This is a genomic window from Micromonospora sp. CPM1, from assembly GCF_023896895.1.
Taxonomy (GTDB): domain Bacteria; phylum Actinomycetota; class Actinomycetes; order Mycobacteriales; family Micromonosporaceae; genus Micromonospora; species Micromonospora tulbaghiae.
This window is the reverse complement of sequence record NZ_JAMHIU010000035.1, coordinates 1-18428: the sequence shown is the minus strand read 5'-3', so window position 1 is coordinate 18428 and position 18428 is coordinate 1. Positions and strand designations below refer to the sequence as shown.

At 73.4% G+C, this 18428-nt stretch carries 16 protein-coding genes, 1 pseudogene and 1 riboswitch; of the genes and pseudogenes, 11 read left to right on the top strand and 6 right to left on the bottom strand.

Translation table 11 applies throughout. The features are described 5' to 3' along the window. Positions 1–97 precede the first annotated feature (97 nt). Positions 98–742: a UbiX family flavin prenyltransferase gene (locus M8C11_RS28010; RefSeq protein WP_047891631.1), complete on the top strand. Its 645-nt coding sequence runs from the start codon at positions 98–100 to the stop codon at positions 740–742. A gap of 57 nt (positions 743–799) precedes the next feature. Here M8C11_RS28010 and M8C11_RS28005 read toward each other — a convergent pair whose 3' ends face one another. Continuing rightward, entirely contained in the window at positions 800–1066 is a 267-nt protein-coding gene (locus M8C11_RS28005) for a BldC family transcriptional regulator (protein ID WP_013473529.1), read from the bottom strand. 257 nt (positions 1067–1323) lie between these two features. On the opposite strand from M8C11_RS28005, the gene M8C11_RS28000 reads away from it, so the two are divergent. Genes M8C11_RS28000 through M8C11_RS27990 form a run of 3 tightly spaced genes read left to right on the top strand, consistent with a single transcriptional unit; the run spans position 1324 to position 3772 of the window. Next, positions 1324–1782 carry an Lrp/AsnC family transcriptional regulator gene (locus M8C11_RS28000; RefSeq protein WP_128137417.1) on the top strand — a complete coding sequence of 153 codons (459 nt, stop codon included), beginning with the start codon at positions 1324–1326 and terminating at the stop codon, positions 1780–1782. A 42-nt stretch (positions 1783–1824) separates the two neighbouring features. Next, positions 1825–2667 (top strand): SDR family oxidoreductase, encoded by an 843-nt coding sequence (locus tag M8C11_RS27995; protein ID WP_252454349.1) that lies wholly within the window; start codon positions 1825–1827, stop codon positions 2665–2667. 10 nt (positions 2668–2677) lie between these two features. After that, positions 2678–3772, top strand: a complete 1095-nt coding sequence (locus M8C11_RS27990) for a PLP-dependent cysteine synthase family protein (RefSeq protein ID WP_120572116.1) — start codon at positions 2678–2680, stop codon at positions 3770–3772. 16 nt (positions 3773–3788) lie between these two features. Here M8C11_RS27990 and M8C11_RS27985 read toward each other — a convergent pair whose 3' ends face one another. The 4 genes from M8C11_RS27985 to M8C11_RS27970 form a co-directional block, all read right to left on the bottom strand. After that, positions 3789–4409 (bottom strand): putative glycolipid-binding domain-containing protein, encoded by a 621-nt coding sequence (locus M8C11_RS27985; protein ID WP_120572115.1) that lies wholly within the window; start codon positions 4407–4409, stop codon positions 3789–3791. A 98-nt stretch (positions 4410–4507) separates the two neighbouring features. Next, positions 4508–6424 carry a DEAD/DEAH box helicase gene (locus M8C11_RS27980; RefSeq protein WP_252454348.1) on the bottom strand — a complete coding sequence of 639 codons (1917 nt, stop codon included), beginning with the start codon at positions 6422–6424 and terminating at the stop codon, positions 4508–4510. Positions 6425–6614: 190 nt separating this feature from the next. Then, a complete protein-coding gene (locus tag M8C11_RS27975) occupies positions 6615–8399 on the bottom strand; it encodes a hypothetical protein (RefSeq protein WP_252454347.1) in 1785 nt (594 codons plus the stop codon). 109 nt (positions 8400–8508) lie between these two features. After that, the gene (locus M8C11_RS27970; RefSeq protein ID WP_252454346.1) at positions 8509–10149 is read right to left on the bottom strand and encodes a C40 family peptidase; all 1641 of its coding nucleotides are present in this window, start codon (positions 10147–10149) and stop codon (positions 8509–8511) included. 222 nt (positions 10150–10371) lie between these two features. On the opposite strand from M8C11_RS27970, the gene mqnE reads away from it, so the two are divergent. The 3 genes from mqnE to M8C11_RS27955 are packed head-to-tail and all read left to right on the top strand — an operon-like array spanning position 10372 to position 12276. Then, the gene (gene mqnE, locus M8C11_RS27965) at positions 10372–11541 is read left to right on the top strand and encodes an aminofutalosine synthase MqnE (RefSeq protein WP_120572110.1); all 1170 of its coding nucleotides are present in this window, start codon (positions 10372–10374) and stop codon (positions 11539–11541) included. Between the two features lie 7 nt (positions 11542–11548). After that, entirely contained in the window at positions 11549–11977 is a 429-nt protein-coding gene (locus tag M8C11_RS27960) for a hypothetical protein (protein ID WP_252454345.1), read from the top strand. A gap of 26 nt (positions 11978–12003) precedes the next feature. Continuing rightward, a complete protein-coding gene (locus M8C11_RS27955) occupies positions 12004–12276 on the top strand; it encodes a DUF4229 domain-containing protein (RefSeq protein ID WP_091414468.1) in 273 nt (90 codons plus the stop codon). A 72-nt stretch (positions 12277–12348) separates the two neighbouring features. On the opposite strand, the gene M8C11_RS27950 is transcribed toward M8C11_RS27955, so the two are convergent. Beyond that, a complete protein-coding gene (locus M8C11_RS27950) occupies positions 12349–13689 on the bottom strand; it encodes a C39 family peptidase (protein ID WP_121682971.1) in 1341 nt (446 codons plus the stop codon). A 205-nt stretch (positions 13690–13894) separates the two neighbouring features. Here M8C11_RS27950 and M8C11_RS27945 point away from each other — a divergent pair. The 4 genes and pseudogenes from M8C11_RS27945 to M8C11_RS27930 all read left to right on the top strand — a co-directional run. Then, positions 13895–15217 (top strand): annotated as a pseudogene (locus M8C11_RS27945) (M14 family metallopeptidase); the annotation flags it as partial. A 120-nt stretch (positions 15218–15337) separates the two neighbouring features. After that, positions 15338–15431, top strand: a riboswitch (cobalamin riboswitch). Between the two features lie 107 nt (positions 15432–15538). Further along, a complete protein-coding gene (locus M8C11_RS27940) occupies positions 15539–16471 on the top strand; it encodes an ABC transporter substrate-binding protein (protein WP_252454344.1) in 933 nt (310 codons plus the stop codon). Between the two features lie 86 nt (positions 16472–16557). Beyond that, a complete protein-coding gene (locus tag M8C11_RS27935; protein WP_252454369.1) occupies positions 16558–17640 on the top strand; it encodes an iron ABC transporter permease in 1083 nt (360 codons plus the stop codon). Continuing rightward, entirely contained in the window at positions 17637–18416 is a 780-nt protein-coding gene (locus M8C11_RS27930; protein ID WP_252454343.1) for an ABC transporter ATP-binding protein, read from the top strand. Before M8C11_RS27935 ends, M8C11_RS27930 begins: the two co-directional genes overlap by 4 nt. The last annotated feature ends 12 nt before the right edge of the window (positions 18417–18428 follow it).

The window sequence follows — 18428 nt, the reverse complement described above, 5'->3', positions numbered from 1 at the left end:
TCGCGGGACGTTCCGTGAACCCTCTGGACATCCCGGGCGGGCCGACCGAAAGGGGGTCGCCGCCCGCCGCCCGCGGCGACCAGGCACGCTTGAGGGCATGCGCGAACCATGGGTGGTGGGTGTCTCCGGCGCGTCCGGGACGCCGTACGCGGCGGCTGTCGTCCGGGGCCTGCTCGACGCCGGCCAGGCGGTGGACCTGATCGTCTCCCGGGCGGCCCGGTTGACGGTGCTGGACGAGACCGGCCGGCCCTTCCGGGACGCGCACTGGGCCGAGGACCTGGCCGCCTGGCTCGACCGCGACCTCACCGGCGCGGACCTGCGGCACTGGCCCGCCGGTGACCTGGCCGCGGGCCCGAGCAGCGGCTCCTACCCGGTACGCGGCATGGCGGTGGTGCCCGCGAGCACCGCCGCGTGTGCGGGCATCGCGATCGGGCTGTCCAAGGATCTGCTCCAGCGCGCCGCCGAGGTGAACCTCAAGGAACGCCGCCCGGTCGTCGTGGTGCCCCGGGAGACGCCGGTGACCCGCAGTCACCTGGAACATCTCATCGCGCTGCACGACGCCGGCGCGGTGGTGCTGCCGGCCAGTCCGGGCTTCTACGGTGCCGGCGCGGCGGCGTCCGCCGGGCAGCTCGTGGACTTCGTGGCCGGGAAGGTGCTCGACGCGCTCGGTGTCGAGCACACGCTGTTCCGGCGGTGGTCCGGCGAGCTGGCCGCCGGTCGCCGGGAGGCGGATCCGGACTGACCGGCCCGGTTGCCGACGTACGGGGCGCGGCCCTCGGCCGGACCGCGCCCCGCACGTTCAGTACATGCCGGCGTTCGCCGGTCCGGGGCCGGTGGAAGCGGTCGGGCCCATGTTGCGGGCCTTGCCCATGTCCTCCGCCTCGTCCAGCATGCCCTCCCCCTCGAGCAGGGCCCGCACCTCGGATTCCCGAAACCGGCGGTGCCCTCCTGGAGTCCGGATACTGCCGATCCGGCCGGCCGCTGCCCATCTGGTCACGGTCTTCGGGTCCACCCGAAACAGCGCAGCGACCTCACCCGGTGTCAGCAGGCGATCTCCAGTGTCCACAGCCCCCTCCTCGCGTCGACGAAGCCCCCGGCTGAACACACTGCCCCCGGCCGGTGCGAGCCCAGAGCCGTCATGAGGGACGTATGGCAATTACAGCACCGGCTACCGGACGTGTCCGCCAAACGCGAAAAACGCACACACTGGGAAGGATAGGAAATGGTACCGGCGGAGAACCCCCGTCATCGTACGTTTGTGAAGGGTTGATCCACGGGTACCGACAGTGTTCCGTGGTCGCCGAACGGATAGGGTCACTCTCCGTGGACACGATCGACCTGAGCCTCGTGGAGCTGTTGCGGGGCAACGCCCGTCTGTCGTACGCCGAGCTGGCCCGTCAGGTCGGCCTCTCCGCCCCGGCCGTGCACGAGCGGGTCGGCAAGCTGGAGTCCAGCGGCGTGATCCGGGCGTACCGGGCCGAGGTCGAGCCGGAGTCGATCGGGCTCGGCGTGACAGCGCTCATCGGCATCATCGAGGACTCCGACGCGGACACCGACGACGTGCTGGAGTCGTTCCGCCGCATCCCCGAGATCGAGTCCTGCTACTTCATGGCCGGCGTCGAGTCCTTCCTGCTCAAGGCGCGGGTCGGCACGATCGCCGAGCTGGAGCAGTTGATCGTCCGGCTGAACCGGACGGCCGGTGTGGCGTCCACCCGCACCAGCATCGCCCTGTCGACCAAGTGGGAGAACCGCCCGCAGCCGCTGGAAGCGCCCACCACCTGACGCCTCTGGCCCCGGGCCGCCGGTTGCGGTTACCGTGCGCCGATGACGAGCTCGGGACGCGGTGCCGCAGTGGTGACCGGAGCGGCCGGCGGGCTGGGGCGGGCCATCGCCGCCGCGCTGCACGCCGACGGCTGGAACGTGCTGCTCACCGACACCGACGCCGGGGCCGCGTCGGCCGCCGCCGCGTCGCTGGGCGGCTGGTCCCGCCCGCTCGACGTACGCGACGAGTCCGCCTGCGCGGAGGTCGCCGCCGAGGCGGCGGCCGCGCCCGGCGGCCTCGGGCTCTGGGTGAACAACGCGGGCATCCTGGTCACCGGCCCGTCCTGGGGACACGACGCCCCGACCCGCCGCGCGGTGGTCGAGGTGAACGCGCTCGGCGCGATGAACGGCACGCTCGCCGCCGTCGCGGTGATGCGCGAACAGGGCCGCGGCCACGTGCTCAACGTCGTCTCGCTGGCCGGGCTGATAGCCGCGCCCGGCGAGACGGTGTACGCGGCCAGCAAGCACGCCCTGCTCGCGTTCAGCCTCGGCACCCTGAGTGACCTGCGGATGGCCGGCGTCCGGGGCGTACACGTGTCGTGCCTGTGCCCGGACGGGATCTGGACGCCGATGCTGCACGACAAGCTGGACGACCCGGGAGCGCTGGCGTCCTTCACCGGCTCGCTGCTCACGCCGGAGCGGGTGGCCGCGCGGGCCGTCCGGCTGGCGCGCCGGCCCCGGCCGGTGGTCAGCCTGCCGCGCTGGCGCGGCGCCCAGGTGCGGCTCCTGGACGCCTTCCCCCGGCTCGCCCTGGCCCTCACGCCGGTGATCCGGGCCACCGGACGGGCCGGGCAGCGGCGGCAGGCCCGCCGGGTCCGGGAAAACCCGAGCCCACCTCGCTTGTAACGTTGCCGACGTGACTCACTTCGACAGGTGCGACGAGGCCAGCCGGCGCTGGGTGACCGAGGCGATCGCCACTGTCGAGGCGGACGCCAACCGCTCCGCCGACACCCACCTGCTGCCGTTCCCGCTGCCCCGCGAGTGGGGGATCGACCTCTACCTCAAGGACGAGTCGGTGCACCCCACCGGCTCGCTGAAGCACCGGCTGGCCCGCTCGCTGTTCCTCTACGGGCTCTGCAACGGCTGGATCGGCCCGGACACCACGATCGTCGAGGCGTCGTCCGGCTCGACGGCCGTCTCCGAGGCGTACTTCGCCCGGATGCTCGGGCTGCCGTTCATCGCGGTCATGCCCGCCTCCACGTCGCCGGAGAAGATCGCCCAGATCGAGTTCCAGGGCGGGCGCTGCCACCTGGTGGACGACCCGTCCAAGGTCGTGGTGGAGGCGCGCTGGCTCGCCGAGGACAGCGGCGGCCGGTTCATGGACCAGTTCACCTACGCCGAGCGCGCCACCGACTGGCGGGGTAACAACAACATCGCCGAGTCGATCTACGCCCAGCTCGCGCTGGAACGGCACCCGGTGCCCGCCTGGATCGTGGTCGGCGCCGGCACCGGCGGCACCAGCGCCACCATCGGCCGCTACGCCCGGTACCGGCGGCTGCCCACCAAGCTCTGCGTGGTGGACCCGGAGAACTCCGCCTTCTACCCCGCCTGGCAGGCCGGCGACTGGTCGGTGCGCACCGACCGCGGCTCCCGGATCGAGGGCATCGGGCGGCCCACCGTCGAGGCGTCCTTCCTGCCCAGCGTGGTGGACCGGATGGTGCAGGTGCCGGACGCCGCGTCGCTCGCCGCGATGCGGGCCGGCTCGGCCGTGCTCGGCCGCCTCGTGGGCGGCTCCACCGGCACCAACCTGTGGGGCGCGTTCGGGCTGATCGCGCAGATGCGCGCGGCCGGGCGTACCGGCTCGGTGGTCACGCTGATCTGCGACCCGGGCGACCGGTACGGCGACACCTACTACTCCGACGAGTGGGTGGCCGCGCAGGGCCTCGACCTCGCCCCGCACCTCGCCACCATCGACCGGTTCCTGACCGACGGCACCTGGCCGGCGGCCTGAACCGGACCCCCGACGGTCAGCGCGGGTCGACCCGCTCGGCCAGCCCCGGGTAGCGCACCACGAAACCGTCCGGGTCGACCTCCAGGTCGGCGGCGAACGTGTCACTGGAATACCGGACCCGGCCCGGGCCCAGCGAGGTGTAGACCTGCTCGGCGGGCACCACGGCCAGGCCGGGCAGCAGCACCCAGGCCACCGTCACGGCGGTGGCCAGGTCGGCGGGCAGCCGGCCCAGCCCGATCCGGCGGATCGGCAGCGTGTTCGTCAGCGGGGAACCGCCCAGATCCACGTCGAGTGCCTCGGCCAGCCGGCTCGGGTCGTCGGTGCCCGGCAGGCCCGCCGGTGGGTGGCCCGCCGCGCTCAACGCCGCGTCCAGGTCACCCTCCTCGCCGGTACGCACGCGCCACCCGTCCCGGCCCCGCTCCAGGCGTACGCTCCGCGACCAGCCGGCGCCCTCGGACTCGACCTCCAGCCGGTTCGTCGACCAGTCCGGGCCGACGGTCAGGCGGTACCGGCACGTGTACGGGATCGGATCCACGGCGAGCGCCACACCCTGCGCGGTCAGCCCCTGACCGTCGTCGAGCACGACGTGCTCGGAGCCGGCGGTGTCGGTCCGGGCCCAGAAGAGCGACTTCGGCATGGTCCGGACGTTACGCGACCCGGCCGTCGGCGGCAGCGGATGCGCGAACGCCGCCGCCGAGCAGGTGCTCGGCGGCGGCGTCCGTGGGTGCGCTCAGATCAGTGGGTACGTGCCGGCGGGCGCCCGCCGAAGCCGCGCCTGTCGTCCCGGCCCCGCCCCTCGGCCCGGAAACCGCCGGCCCGGCGCTCAGCCGGACGCGCGTCGCCCCGGTCACCGAAACGCCGCTCGGCGTGCGGGCGGTCGTCCTGGCGCCGGTCGCCGAAGCCGCGCGAGCCGCTCGGCCGGTCGTCGTACCGCCGCTCGTCGCGGTCGTACCCGCGTCCGGCCGCCGGCCGCGGCCGGTCCCCGTACGGCCGCTCGGACCGCTCGCCGCGCGGGCTGCGGTCGTCGGACCGCTGCTCGCCGAAGCTCCGGCCGTCGGACCGCCGGTCGCCGAAGCGCTCGCCCCGGTCGCCGAAGCTGCGCTCGTCGCGACGCTCCGGCCGCCCGAAGCGGCGCTCACCGCCGCCGGACCGCTCGCCCGAGTAGCGCTCGCCCGCCGGCCGGTCGCCGAACCGGCGGTCACCGCCACGGTCCGCGAACCGGTCGCTCGACCGCTCGCCCGCGGGCCGGTCGCCGAACCGGCGCTCGCCCCGGCCGTCACGGTCGCCGAACCGGCGCTCGCCACGGTCGGAAAAGTCGCGTCCGCCACGGTCGGAGAAGCTCCGGCCGCCACGGTCGAAGCTCCGGCCGTCCCGGTCGCCGAAGCGGCGCGAGCCGCCGCCGCGCCGCGGCTCCGGCTCTTCCCGGACCGGTACGCCGCTGGGCTCGCGCGCGCCGGTCAGCTCGGCCAGCGCCTCGTCGCCCGCCCGGACCCGGGTCTCGGCCGGCTCGACGCCCGCCTTCTCCATCATGGCCAGCGTGGTGCGGCGCTGCTTCGGCAGCACGAGCGTCGCCACCGCGCCCGACTCGCCGGCCCGGGCCGTACGGCCGGCCCGGTGCAGGTAGTCCTTGGGGTCCTTCGGCGGGTCCACGTGCAGCACCAGCGAGACGCCGTCGACGTGGATGCCCCGGGCCGCCACGTCGGTCGCGACCAGCACGGGCGTCCGGCCCTCACGGAACTCGGCGAGCGTCTTGGTGCGCATGCGCTGGGTCTTGCCGCCGTGCAGCCCACCGGCCCGCACACCGACGGCCGCGAGCTGCTCGACGAGCCGGTCCACGCCGAGCTGCGTACGGGCGAACAGCATGGTGCGGCCCTCACGGGCGGCGATGGACGCCGCGACCGCGAACTTGTCGTGCGGCGGGATCAGCAGCAGGTGGTGATCCATGGTGGACACGGCGGCGGTGGCCGGTGCGGTCGAGTGGGTGACCGGGTCGGTCATGAACCGCTTGACGAGCGTGTCGACGTCGTTGTCCAGAGTGGCCGAGAACAGCAGCCGCTGCGCGTCCGCCGGGGTCTTCGCCAGCAGCCGGGTGACCTCGGGCAGGAAGCCCATGTCGGCCATCTGGTCGGCCTCGTCCAGCACGGTGATCTCGACGTCGTCGAGCCGGCACACGCCGCGCTCGATCAGGTCGCCGAGCCGTCCCGGGGTGGCCACGATGATCTCCACGCCGCGGCGCAGCGCATCGATCTGCCGGTCGTACGGCACACCGCCGACGGCGGTCTTCAGGAACACGCCCACCGACTTGCCGAGCGGCACGAGGGCGTCGTTGACCTGCATGGCAAGTTCACGGGTGGGGACCAGGACCAGGGCGCGCGGGTGCAGCGGCCGGGCCCGGTTGCGGTCGGCGACCCGGGCGATGACCGGCAGGCCGAAGGCGAGCGTCTTGCCCGAGCCGGTCTGGCCCCGGCCGAGGACGTCGCGGCCCGCCAGCGAGTCGGGCAGCGTGGCCCGCTGGATCTCGAACGGGGTGGTGATGCCCTGCCGGGCGAGCGTCTCGACGAGCTGCCGGGGCAGGCCGAGCGAGGCGAAGTCGACGGTCTCGGGCGTCGGGTCGATGGACGGGGACGTGCTGGATTCAGCGAACGTGGTCAAGAAATACCTCTCGAGCGGGGCGCATCTTCGCGATGGCCCGCCGCGGCCTGTCACGCCGCCGAATCGCCCGCAAGATCGCCCATGGGCGCGCGCAGTCGGGCGCGCCGGGTCAATGATCAGAGACAAGTGTACGGCGCATCGACGACTCCGCCACGGCAACGCGAGACCGTAGTGGGCGGGCTCACCCCTGTCACTCGATGAGCATGGTCCCGGTCAGGCCGCTCAGCGCGTCGTTGGCCAGGAAGACCACGAGCAGGCTGATCGCGATGAGCATGATCAGCGCGACCGCCAGCACGATGACCACCTTGGTGTTGCCGCCCCGGGCCGCCGGGCTCTCCTCGGACCAGCCCTGGGCCAGGATGTGCCCGGTCAGCGATCCGGAGTTCTCCAGCGGGTTGCCCTGCGGGAACGACACGGTGGCGAAACCCGGCCCGTCGGTCCCGCCGTACGCGGCGGTGGCGAGATCCGGATCGGCGGGCTGCGGGCGTACCGGACGGGTCGTGTCGGCGTCGCGGCCGGGCGTGGCCGGCGGCGGCCAGGTCGGCAGCGCCGGGGCCGGCACCACGGGCGGCGGCGGTGCCGACACGGGCGCGGCGGCCCACGACGGCAGCGCACCGTCCGGCGGCGACAGGGGCGTGGCCGGCAGGCCCGGTACGGCGGCGCGCGCGGGCGGGAACGACGGGCCGGTCGCCGGGGCGGGGAACAGCGGCGCGGGCAGTGGGCCCGGCCCGCCGGTCATCGCCGGTGGCGGCGGGAACGGCGGCGCGGGCATCGGACCCGGCGGGGGCGGCGGCGGGGGTACGGGCGGACCCGGCGGCGGCACGGGCGGCCCGGGGACCGGTGGCACCGGCCCGGGCGTGGGCGTCGGCGGACTGGGCGCGGGCGGCGTCGGCAGGGGTGGCGTGGGCCGGAGCGGGGGCTCCGGCTCGGGCACCGGCGGCGCGGGCGACGGCGGCGTGGGGCCGGGTACCGGGGTCGGCGCCGGCTCGGGCTCCGGGCCGTTCGGCGCCGGGGGCTGCGCGGGCTCCGGCGGCTGGACCGGCTCCGGCGGTTCCGGGTTCACCGGTCCGGCCCGGTAGACAGTGGCGGCGGCGGGCGGCGCGGCCACCACGGAGGCGGCGACCTCCTCCGCGGAGACGCGGCTCAGGCCGGGCACCGACGCGCTGGCCCGGGCGGGTGCGGGTCCGGCCTGCTCGGCGGGCGGGGAAGCGGCGGCGAGCGGGGCGGGGCGGTCGGCGGAGGCAGGTGCCGAGCCGGCGGACCCGCGCGGCAGGGAGTCGGCGGACCCGACGGACGGTACGTCGCCGGACGTGACCGGCGGCGCGCCTGCGGACCCGGCCGACGCTGCGGTGACGGGCGGCAAAGACTCGCCGGAACCGGCTGCCGAGGTCTCGGCGGCGGAGGAGGCTCCGGAGCCGTCGTGCGGCTCGGAGGCGGCGTCCGCCTGCCGGGTCGGCGCGGCGTCGCGGTCCGCCGGGCCGGCGGCGTCGGCGGGCGCTGCGGCGTCCACTGCCGCCGCGTCCACGGCTGGGGCGGAAGGAGCAGGTACGGGCACGCGTGCGGACCCGGAGACGCGGGGAGCCGGGATGGCCGCCGGAGCGCTGCCGGGCGTACCCGGGGAGGCGTCGCCGTCCGCCGCCGGCGCGGCGGCGGGCTGGGGTGTCGCCGGGCGGTCGGCCACGGCGAAGGCGGACCAACTGGACGGTGGCACCGTGGCGCCGGGCAGGCGCCGGTCCAGCGGCGGTGGGGTGTCCGCCGGGGTGCCCGCCCGGTACGTCGTGGGACCGGCCTGCGGAAGCGGCTGCTCGTCACCGGCGGGCGGCGGCACGGCCGAACCGGCGACCGACACGCGCGCCCGGGCGACGGCTACCGGCCCGGGTGAGGCCGAACCGCGGTCGTCGTCGCCGGCCGGGTCGGCGGGGCCGGGCGTCGGTCCCGGGTGGACCTTCTCCGCCGGAACGTCCTGCTCGCCCATCTCGCCCCTCCGCACCCACGCTCGCCTCCAGCCGTGGCGCCGACCGGAAGTGCCTGGATCTCACCGTGCCATATTCCGGCCCGGGAGCACAGCCGGAGTGGCGGTTGGGTCAGTCGGCGCTGCTGCTCGGGCTGGCGGAGCCGCTGCCGGCCGTGCTGCTCGACGGGGCGACGCTGCTGCTGCTCGGCGCGGCGCTGCTGGTGTCCGGCTCGGCGCTGGCGCTCTGGCTCGGCGTCGGGTCGGGCGAGTCGGTCGGGCTCGGCGGCGGCGTGCTGGGCGCGGGGCTGGACGTCGTCGGCTTCGGCGTCGGCGTGGTGGGCTTCGGCGTGGTCGGCGTCGGCTTGGGAGTGGTGGACGGCTTGGGCGTGGTGGGCGTCGGCTTGGGGGTCGTCGACGGCTTCGGCGGGGTGGCCGGCACGGTCGGCGGCGGCGCGGGGGTGGCCGGGGCGGGCACGGCGCCGATCACCCGGGTCGCGGCGTAGAGCCGGGACCAGCGGACCACCGAGATCTTGACGACGTCGCCGGTACGCGGCGCCTCCACCATCTTGCCGTTGCCGATGTACATGGCGACGTGGTGGACGCTGGTCCAGCTGCTGCCGGAGGCGAAGAACAGCAGGTCGCCGGGGAGCAGGGCGTTCGGCGAGACGGTGCGGGAACGGGTGGCGAAGTACTGGTCCTTGGCGACGCGGGGCAGGCCCCGGTAGCCGGCCGCCTGGTAGGAGGCGAGCATCAGGCCGGAGCAGTCGAACCGGTCCGGGCCCTCGGCGGCCCACAGGTAGGGGTCGCCGAGCTGGGCGAGGGCGTAGCGCACGGCGGCGAGCGCCCGCGGGTCCGCCACCAGGCCGTCGATGCCCTGGTCGACCACGTACGAGGTGCCGAGGCGCTGCTCGGCGGCGTCCGCCAGGCGCTCGACCTCCAGGAGCTTGGCCGCGTTCTCCTTGCGCAGCGCGACGAGCGCGGTCTCCTGCTTGCGCAGGTCGGCTTCGGCGCGGGTGAACTCGGCGGCCTTCTCGGTCGCCCGCCGCTGGGCCGACTCGTGCGCCTCCCGCGCGATCTGCTCGGCGCTCGTGGCACGGAGGAGTTCGCCGGTCACCGACGTGGTGGCGCCCTCGGCCTTGTCGCCCCGGGTGATGCGCTGGAGGTTGGCGAACTCCCGCAGGCTGGCGCCGAACTCGCCCGGCGGCAGCGCCGCGTCGGCCTTGACCGCGTCGGCGGCGGCGCTCTTGGCGTTGTCCTGGGCGCGGCGGAGCGCGTCCACCGCCTCGGTGAGCCGGGCGGCGGACTGGGTCAGCTCGGTCTGTGCGGCGTCCCGCTCGGTCTTGATCCGGAGCAGTTCCTCGCCCAGCAGGGTGACCCGGGCGTCGAGCTGGTTGATCTGGGCGATCAGTGGGCCGTCGGCCGGGTTGGTCACGCCGGTGGTGGCACCCGCGCCGGGCAGGCCCGGGACGGTGACACCGGGCAGACCCGGGACGGTGCCGGGGAGGCCGGGAACGGTGCCCGGCACGCCGGGAACGGTGCCGGGCACGCCACGGACGCCGCCGGACGAGCCGGGCAGTTGCAGAGGGCCGGTGACCTGGGGCCGGGAGCCGGTGTCGGGCACGACGTCGGGCAGCGGGTCGGCCCATGCGGGTGTGGCGAGCGCCGCGGCCGCGACCGCCCCCAGGAGGGCGGACCAGAGCGCCGGGCGCAGGATCGGTGAGATCACCGGCTGCCGTCCTCGTCGCCGTCGGGCCTTGGTGCTGTGAGCCATACCGCTCCCCGTCCGGTCTGGGGTCCGTCACGCGTGCTTGGGGCGTGTCGGGACAGGACGGCCCTGGTGTGTGTTCCGCCCCACCCTGTCTTACCTCACCGTTGCGACGATGTCGATGTGCGGAGCGTGACGACCGGTGAACCGGCGCGACCACGTCGGCGGCCGGTCAGGCCCGCGACGTACGCTCGATCGGGAACCCAGGTGGAAGGACGTGGCTTTCGGATGGACGCCGGACTCAAGCGCGAACTCGAGGCGAAGGTGTACGCGGGGGAGCGGCTGACCCGCGAGGACGGCATCGCCCTCTACGCCAGCGACGACCTGACCTGGTTGGGCCGGCTGGCCCACCACAGGCGTACGGAGCTCAACGGCGACCGGGTGATGTTCAACGTCAACCGGCACCTGAACCTGACGAACGTCTGCTCGGCGTCGTGCGCGTACTGCTCGTTCCAGCGCAAGCCGGGCGAGAAGGACGCCTACACGATGCGTATCGACGAGGCGGTCCGCAAGGCGAAGGAGATGGAGGACGAGCAGCTCACCGAGCTGCACATCGTCAACGGCCTGCACCCGACGCTGCCCTGGCGCTACTACCCGAAGGTGCTGCGCGAGCTGAAGGCCGCGCTGCCGAAGGTCAACCTCAAGGCGTTCACCGCGACCGAGGTGCAGTGGTTCGAGAAGATCAGCGGGCTCAGCGCCGACGCGATCCTCGACGAGCTGATGGACGCCGGCCTGGAGTCGCTCACCGGCGGTGGCGCGGAGATCTTCGACTGGGAGGTCCGGCAGCACATCGTCGACCACAACTGCCACTGGGAGGACTGGTCGCGCATCCACCGGCTGGCCCACTCGAAGGGCATGAAGACGCCGTCGACCATGCTCTACGGCCACATCGAGGAGCCCCGGCACCGGGTCGACCACGTGCTGCGGCTGCGTGAGCTGCAGGACGAGACCGGCGGTTTCCAGGTCTTCATCCCGCTGCGCTACCAGCACGACTTCGTCGACTCGGCGGACGGCAAGATCCGTAACCGGATCCAGGCCCGGACCACGATGGCCTCCCCGGCCGAGTCGCTCAAGACGTTCGCGGTCTCCCGGCTGCTGTTCGACAACGTGCCGCACGTCAAGTGCTTCTGGGTCATGCACGGGCTGTCGGTCGCGCAGCTCTCGCTGAACTTCGGCGTCGACGACCTGGACGGCTCGGTCGTGGAATACAAGATCACCCACGACGCCGACTCGTACGGCACGCCGAACACGATGCACCGCGACGATCTGCTGCACATGATCTGGGACGCCGGGTTCCGTCCGGTCGAGCGGAACACCCGCTACGAGATCGTCCGCGAGTACGACGGTCCGCCGTCGCTGGCGGAGCGCCGGTCCGAGCCGCAGCAGGTCTGGGCCTGACCTGGCGATGAGCGACGAGGAACAGCAGCGCGGTTTCCCCCGGCGCGACGCCGAGGGGCGCATCCTCACCCTCGGCGACCTGCTCGGGGTGAGCCTCGCCGGCCTGGTCATCGGGCTGCTGGCGCTGCTGGTCTTCGAGTGGGCGTTCGCCACCGTCGGCGACAGCGGCTTCGGGGGTACGAACGGCTGGCTCGCGGTGATCCTGCCGCTCTGGCTGTTCTGGGACGAGTTCCGGGCCTGGGAGTTCGGGGCTGCCCGGGTGGTGGCCGCGCTGGCCGGGCTCGGGCTCGGCGTCGTCGCCGGTCTGCTGGTCGCGGGCCTGGCCTCGGGGCTGCCCGCACTGTTCACCGGCGCGTCGGCCGCGGCGGTGTTCACCGTGGTCTACGCCGTCATCTGGTTTCATGGCGTGCACTGGCTGGCCCGGCGTACGGGCTGAGGCACGGAGAGAGTGGGAATGCGGGAATGAGCGCGGCGGTCAAGTACACGCTGGGCCGGGTCGGGCTGTTCGTCGCCGTGCTGGCAGCCCTCTGGTTCGTCGAGATGAACATGTTCCTGCGGCTGATGGTGGCGCTGATCTCCTCGGCCGCGCTGTCGTTCTTCCTGCTGCGCAACTGGCGGGACGAGATGGCCGGGGAGATGGCGGAGGCGTCGGAGCGGCGTCGCGCCGAGAAGGACCGGCTGCGTACCGCGCTCGCGGGCGAGGACGAGCCGGACGCCGAGCGCCGCGACGGCTGAGCGGACGAACGAGAGGGCCCGGCGCCGGAGATGGCGCCGGGCCCCTCGCCGTTCATCGGTCGGCCGAGCCGCTCACCAGTTGGTCGAGCCCGGGACGACCGGCCACGGCCGGTCGGCCGGCTTGATCAGGTACGCGATGCCGCCGGAGCCGGAGGCCACGGTGCCGTTGGCCCGGTAGCGCTTGGTGCGCAGCCAGATCTGCTCGAACTGCTCCCGCTTGTAGACGTTGCGGACCGCGTCGTTGGACGAGGACGCCGGGTCGTTGACGATCACGTCGCCGTCGGCGGTGAAGCCGACGATCACGAACAGGTGCCCGGAGGTGCCGTAGTTGGCCCCGTCCAGCTCGCTGGCGAGGAACGACTGTGAGGTCACCACCGGGATGCCCGCCCTGATGAAGCGTTCCGCCTCGTCCAGCGAGTGCAGCCGGGTGACCCGCGCCTCCAGGCCGGGGAAGCTCGACGCGTACGCGGTGTTGAACGGCCAGTTGCCGGCGCCTTCGTACTCGTAGTCGTAGGTCATCCGGGCGGCGTGGTCGACAGTGGGGTCGGGGTAGGTGGGGTCGACCCAGGAGGTGTCCTCGGCCGAGGGCTTGCGACCCCAGTACTCGACCACCATCTCCGTCGAGGTGGGCGAGCACCACGCCTCACCGCCGCCGTCGTACTCGGGGTACTCGCCGATGTGGATGTTCTGCGAGTAGCGCGGCACGGCCAGCTCGGTGCCCCAGGCGATGCCGCCCCGGCTCGGGGTGACGGTGAACCGGTCCGGCACGTTCGACGCCATCGCGCCGACCATCCGGACCTGCGGCGCGGCGGCCTGACCGGGCGCGCGGTAGAGCGTCAGCCGCAACTGGTACGAGCGCAGCAGCACCCCGGCGTCGGCGTCGTCGATCGAGAACGTGTCGGTCCAGATGCTCGACCACGGGTCGCCCTGGCCGTCCAGCGTGGAGCGCTTGATGTCCTGGTCGCCGGAGGCCCAGCGGCCCATGACGTACCACGGGGTCTGTGCCCCGGTGTTGTACGTGCCGTGCAGCTCGACCTGGATCCAGGTGCCGGCCGGGGTGGCGGCGTTCCACGACGCGACCATCTCGGTGGCGTCGAAGCCGATCCGCCGCTCGGGCGAGGTCCAGGTGGCGTACTCCCAGGTGCGGGTCGTGCCGGTGTGCTCGTCGGTGAACTCGGTGGTGCCCGCCGGGCGGTCGATGGTCAGCGCCGGGTGGCGGCCCGGTACGGCGCGGGTGCCCTGGTGGGTGCCGGTACGCCAGTCGGGGAAGCGGGAGAACTCCTGAAAGGTGATCTGTTCGTCGTGTGTGACGCCCGGTCGCGCGGCTTGTGCCTGGACCGGTGCGCTCGTGGCGAGGAGGGTGAGCGCGGTGAGGCCGGCGAGGGCGGCCGCGCGCATGGGTCTTCCGAACATGGCAGCTCCACAGGGAGACGGCATCGTTGCCGTTCACTGTCGCGCTTGGCGGGAAGTTTCGCCAGATGTTCAGGCATAGAAAATCATTGCCGAAGTGACGATCAGGTCGGGATGGCTAAAGAAAGAGACAGATATTGATATGACCATGTGTCTCCTGGTGGAGTGTGCGGACAACGGGATCTCCCGTACCCCCAGGAGGTTGTCCATGGCCTTCCGCACCTCTCCGCTCCGCCGCCGGCTGGCGCTCGCCGCCGCCGTCGGCCTGACCATCGTCCTCACCGCGGCCGCCGCGCCCGCCGTGGCCCGGCCCGCGCCGGAAGGCTCCGGTGAGCCGGCCACAGTCGCCTACCGGGTGCTCGGCCCGCGTACGGCCGCCGACCGCACCGCCGTCGCCTCCACCGGCGCCGCGATCGACTACTCCGAGCACGGCGTGCTGCACGTCACGGCGACCAAGGCCGAGGCCAACGCGATCACCCGGCTCGGATTCCGGCTCGAGAAGGACGTCGCGCCGGACCCGGGGCACGCCGACGGGGGCATGACCGCGAACGCGTTCCCGCCGGCCGACTCGAACTACCACGACTACGCCGAGCTGACCGCCGTGGTGAACAAGGTGGTCGCCGACCACCCGACGATCGCCCGCAAGCTCAGCATCGGCACGTCGTACCAGGGCCGGGACCTGATGGCGGTGAAGATCTCCGACAACGTCGCCACCGACGAGGCCGAGCCGGAGATCCTGTTCAACGCCCAGCAGCACGCCCGTGAGCACCTGACCGTGGAGATGGCGATCTACCTGCTCAACCTCTTCACCGACAACTACGGCAGCGACTCCCGGATCACCGGCATCGTCAACTCCCGGGAGATCTGGATCGTCCCCACCGTCAACCCGGACGGCAGCGAGTACGACATCGCCACCGGCTCCTACCGCTCCTGGCGCAAGAACCGGCAGCCCAACAGCGGTTCGACAGCCATCGGCACCGACCTGAACCGCAACTGGGCCTACCAGTGGGGCTGCTGCGGCGGCTCGTCCGGCACCAAGTCGTCGGACACCTACCGCGGCCCGTCCGCCTTCTCCGCCCCGGAGACCGCGGCGCTGCGCAACTTCGTCAACAGCCGGGTCGTCGGCGGGGTGCAGCAGATCAAGGCCAACATCGACTTCCACACCTACTCGCAGCTGGTGCTCTGGCCGTACGGGTACACGTACAACAACACCGCCACCGGGATGAACGCCGACCAGTACAACACCTTCGCCACCATCGGGCGGCAGATGGCGGCGACGAACAACTACACCCCGGAACAGTCGAGCGACCTCTACATCGCCGACGGCACCAGCATCGACTGGATGTGGGGCGCCCACAAGATCTGGGCGTACACCTTCGAGATGTACCCCGGCTCGGCCTCCGGCGGCGGCTTCTACCCGCCGGACGAGGTGATCCCGGCGCAGACCTCACGCAACCGGGAGGCCGTGCTGATCCTGTCCGAGTACGCCGACTGCCCGTACCGGGCGATCGGGAAGCAGAGCCAGTACTGCTGACCTCACCACCGGGTGGGAACCCCGGTTCCACCCCCGCCGGGGTTCCCACCCACCCCCACCGTCCGGACGATCTCCGCTGGTCGTGCGCTACCGTGGCACCGACCGTGCCACAGCGAAGCCGGTGTGAAACCGGCGCTGTCCCGCAACTGTGATGCCCCGTACGCGCGGCGCCGGCCTTCCGCCGGCGCCGACGGACGTGGGACGAGCCAGGTCGCCTGCGGCCCGGTCGCGACACGCGCTCTCGAGGAAGGGCGCCTCGCGGACGGGCCTTTCCACCTGTCGGCGAAGCACCACACTCCTCGACCGACAGGAGGCCCCATGTCCAGACGTACCCCCCGGCTCTTCGCCACCGCGCTCGCGGCCGGCGTGCTGCTTCTCGGCGGCTGCGCCGAGAAGACCTCGACCGACACCCCCGCCGCCGGCGGCTCCGGCGGTGCGTTCCCGGCCACCGTCGGCAAGCTGACGCTGGAGAAGCGACCCGAGAAGATCGTCTCGCTCTCGCCGACCTCCACCGAGATGCTCTTCGCCATCGGTGCCGGCAAGCAGGTCACCGCCGTCGACGACCAGTCGAACTACCCGCCCGAGGCGCCCCGCACCGACCTGTCCGGCTACCAGCCGAACGCCGAGGCGGTCGCCTCCCGGAACCCCGACCTGGTGGTGATCTCCGACAACCTCAACAAGATCGCCGACCAGCTCGTCGCGCTGAAGATCCCGGTCCTCCAGATCCCCGCCGCGGCCACGCTCGACGACACGTACCGGCAGCTCACCGACCTGGGCACGCTCACCGGCCACCGGTCCGAGGCGGACGCCGTGGTGCAGAAGATGAAGGACGACATCACCGCGCTGACCAAGGACCTGCCGAAGCGTACGGAGAAGCCGACCTACTACCACGAGCTGGGCCCGGAGCTGTACACGGCGACCAGCAAGACGTTCATCGGCACCATCTACGCGCTCGCCGGCCTGGAGAACATCGCCGACGCGTCCGACGCCGACGGGAAGAACGGCGGCTACCCGCAGCTCTCCCAGGAGGTCATCGTCAAGGCGAACCCCGACTTCGTCTTCCTCTCCGACACCAAGTGCTGCAAGCAGAGCGCCGACACGGTGAAGGCGCGCAGCGGGTGGTCCGGCGTCACCGCCGTGAAGAACAACCAGATCGTGGAGCTGGACGACGACATCGCCTCGCGCTGGGGCCCGCGCGTGGTCGACCTGCTCAAGGTGATCGTCGACGCCACCGCCAAGGTCCCGGCCTGACCGTGGCCGTACGACAGGCGGACTCCGCCCCTCGCCCGGCCGGGACGTCCCAGACGTCCCGGCCGGGTGCCCGGCTGCCCCGGCCCCTGCGGCGCGGGGCGCGCGACGTGGCCGGCACCCCGATCCGTCCCGCCGGGCTGCGCAAGCGCTGGCTGCTCGCCGGTGTCGTGGCGGTGCTCGTCGCGCTGGTCGCGGGCGTCTCCCTCGGCCCGGTCAGCCTGCCGCCCGGCAGCGTCGCGGCCGAACTGCTCAACCTGCTGCCCGGCGTGCACCTGGACAGCGGGCTCACCGAGCGGGAAGTCGCGATCATCACCGAGCTGCGGCTGCCCCGGGTCGTGCTCGGCCTGCTCGTCGGCGCGCTCCTCGCCCTGGCCGGCGGCTGCTACCAGGGCGTCTTCCGCAACCCGCTGGCCGACCCGTACCTGCTCGGCGTGGCGGCCGGAGCCGGATTCGCGGTCACCGCGGCGATCGTCCTCGGTGCCGGGGCGGGCGGGGCGCTGACCGGGCTGCCCGTCACCATTCCGCTCGCCGCGTTCGTCGGGTCGCTCGGCGCGGTCGTGCTGACGTACCTCCTCGGCGCGGCCGGCGGGCGGGACCGATCGCCCGCCACACTGATCCTGGCCGGCGTGGCGGTCTCCGCGTTCTTCGCCGCCGGGCAGACGTACCTGCTGCAACAGCACTCCGACAACATCCAGCAGGTCTACTCCTGGCTGCTCGGACGGCTGGCCACCGCCGGCTGGCACGACGTGTGGCTGGTCCTGCCGTACTTCGTGCTCACCTCCGTGGTGGTGCTGCTGCACCGGCGCGAGCTGGACGTGCTCTCCGTCGGCGACGACGAGGCCGCCGGTCTCGGCCTGCACCCGCAGCGCTCCCGCTACCTGCTGATCGCCGCCGCGTCGCTGGGCACCGCCGCCGCCGTGTCCGCGTCCGGGCTGATCGGCTTCGTCGGCATCATCGTGCCGCACACCATGCGGCTGCTCGCCGGTTCCAGCCACCGCGTGATCCTGCCGCTGTCGATGCTGTTCGGCGGCGCGTTCCTGGCCCTGACCGACGTGGTCGCCCGTACCGCCGCCGCACCCGCCGAGATCCCGATCGGCGTGGTCACCGCGCTGCTCGGCGGCCCGTTCTTCGTGCTGGTCCTGCGTACCGCCCGCCGGGTGGCGATGTGAACGCCCCCGCGGTGCGCGTCCACGACCTGCGGGTCGCCCTGGGCGGCACCCCGATCCTGGCGGGCGTCGACCTCACGGTCGCCGCCGGCGAGTGGGTCACCGTGATCGGACCCAACGGCGCTGGCAAGTCGACCCTGTTGCGCGCCGTCGGCGGCCTGCTCACCGGCCCGGGCGAGGTGGCTCTCTTCGGTACGCCGATCGGCGCGTTGCGCCGACGCGACCGCGCCCGGATCGTGGCCACCGTGGCGCAGTCCCCGGTCGTACCGACCGGCATGTCGGTGTTCGACTACGCGCTGCTCGGACGCACCCCGTACATCCCGCCGCTGGGCCGCGAGTCCGCCGCCGACCTGGCCGCCGTGCACGAGGTGCTGGACCGGCTCGACCTCGGCCCGTTCGCCCACCGCGAGCTGGCCACGCTCTCCGGCGGCGAACGGCAGCGCGTCTTCCTGGCCCGGGCGCTGGCCCAGGGCGCCACCCTGCTGCTGCTCGACGAGCCGACGAGCGCGCTGGACATCGGGCACCAGCAGGAGGTGCTGGAACTGGTCGACCAGCTCCGCCGCGCGCACGGCCTGACGGTGCTCGCCACCATGCACGACCTCTCCATCGCCGGCGAGTACGCCGACCGCCTGGTCCTGCTCGCCGACGGCCGGGTCGCAGCCGCCGGCCCGCCCGAGGACGTGCTCACCGAGGAATTGCTGGCCCGCCACTACCGAGCCCACATCCGGGTGATCCCCGGCGACCACGGCCCCCTGGTGGTCCCCGTCCGCCCAACCTGACCCGTCCCGCCC

Excerpts from the sequence above, each read along its gene's own strand:
- M8C11_RS28010 (WP_047891631.1), top strand. The coding sequence starts at position 98 with ATGCGCGAACCATGGGTGGTGGGTGTCTCCGGCGCGTCCGGGACGCCG.
- M8C11_RS27995 (WP_252454349.1), top strand. The coding sequence starts at position 1,825 with ATGACGAGCTCGGGACGCGGTGCCGCAGTGGTGACCGGAGCGGCCGGC.
- M8C11_RS27985 (WP_120572115.1), bottom strand. The coding sequence starts at position 4,409 with ATGCCGAAGTCGCTCTTCTGGGCCCGGACCGACACCGCCGGCTCCGAG.
- M8C11_RS27975 (WP_252454347.1), bottom strand. The coding sequence starts at position 8,399 with ATGGGCGAGCAGGACGTTCCGGCGGAGAAGGTCCACCCGGGACCGACG.
- M8C11_RS27970 (WP_252454346.1), bottom strand. The coding sequence starts at position 10,149 with ATGGCTCACAGCACCAAGGCCCGACGGCGACGAGGACGGCAGCCGGTG.
- mqnE (WP_120572110.1), top strand. The coding sequence starts at position 10,372 with ATGGACGCCGGACTCAAGCGCGAACTCGAGGCGAAGGTGTACGCGGGG.
- M8C11_RS27960 (WP_252454345.1), top strand. The coding sequence starts at position 11,549 with ATGAGCGACGAGGAACAGCAGCGCGGTTTCCCCCGGCGCGACGCCGAG.
- M8C11_RS27955 (WP_091414468.1), top strand. The coding sequence starts at position 12,004 with ATGAGCGCGGCGGTCAAGTACACGCTGGGCCGGGTCGGGCTGTTCGTC.
- M8C11_RS27950 (WP_121682971.1), bottom strand. The coding sequence starts at position 13,689 with ATGTTCGGAAGACCCATGCGCGCGGCCGCCCTCGCCGGCCTCACCGCG.
- M8C11_RS27940 (WP_252454344.1), top strand. The coding sequence starts at position 15,539 with ATGTCCAGACGTACCCCCCGGCTCTTCGCCACCGCGCTCGCGGCCGGC.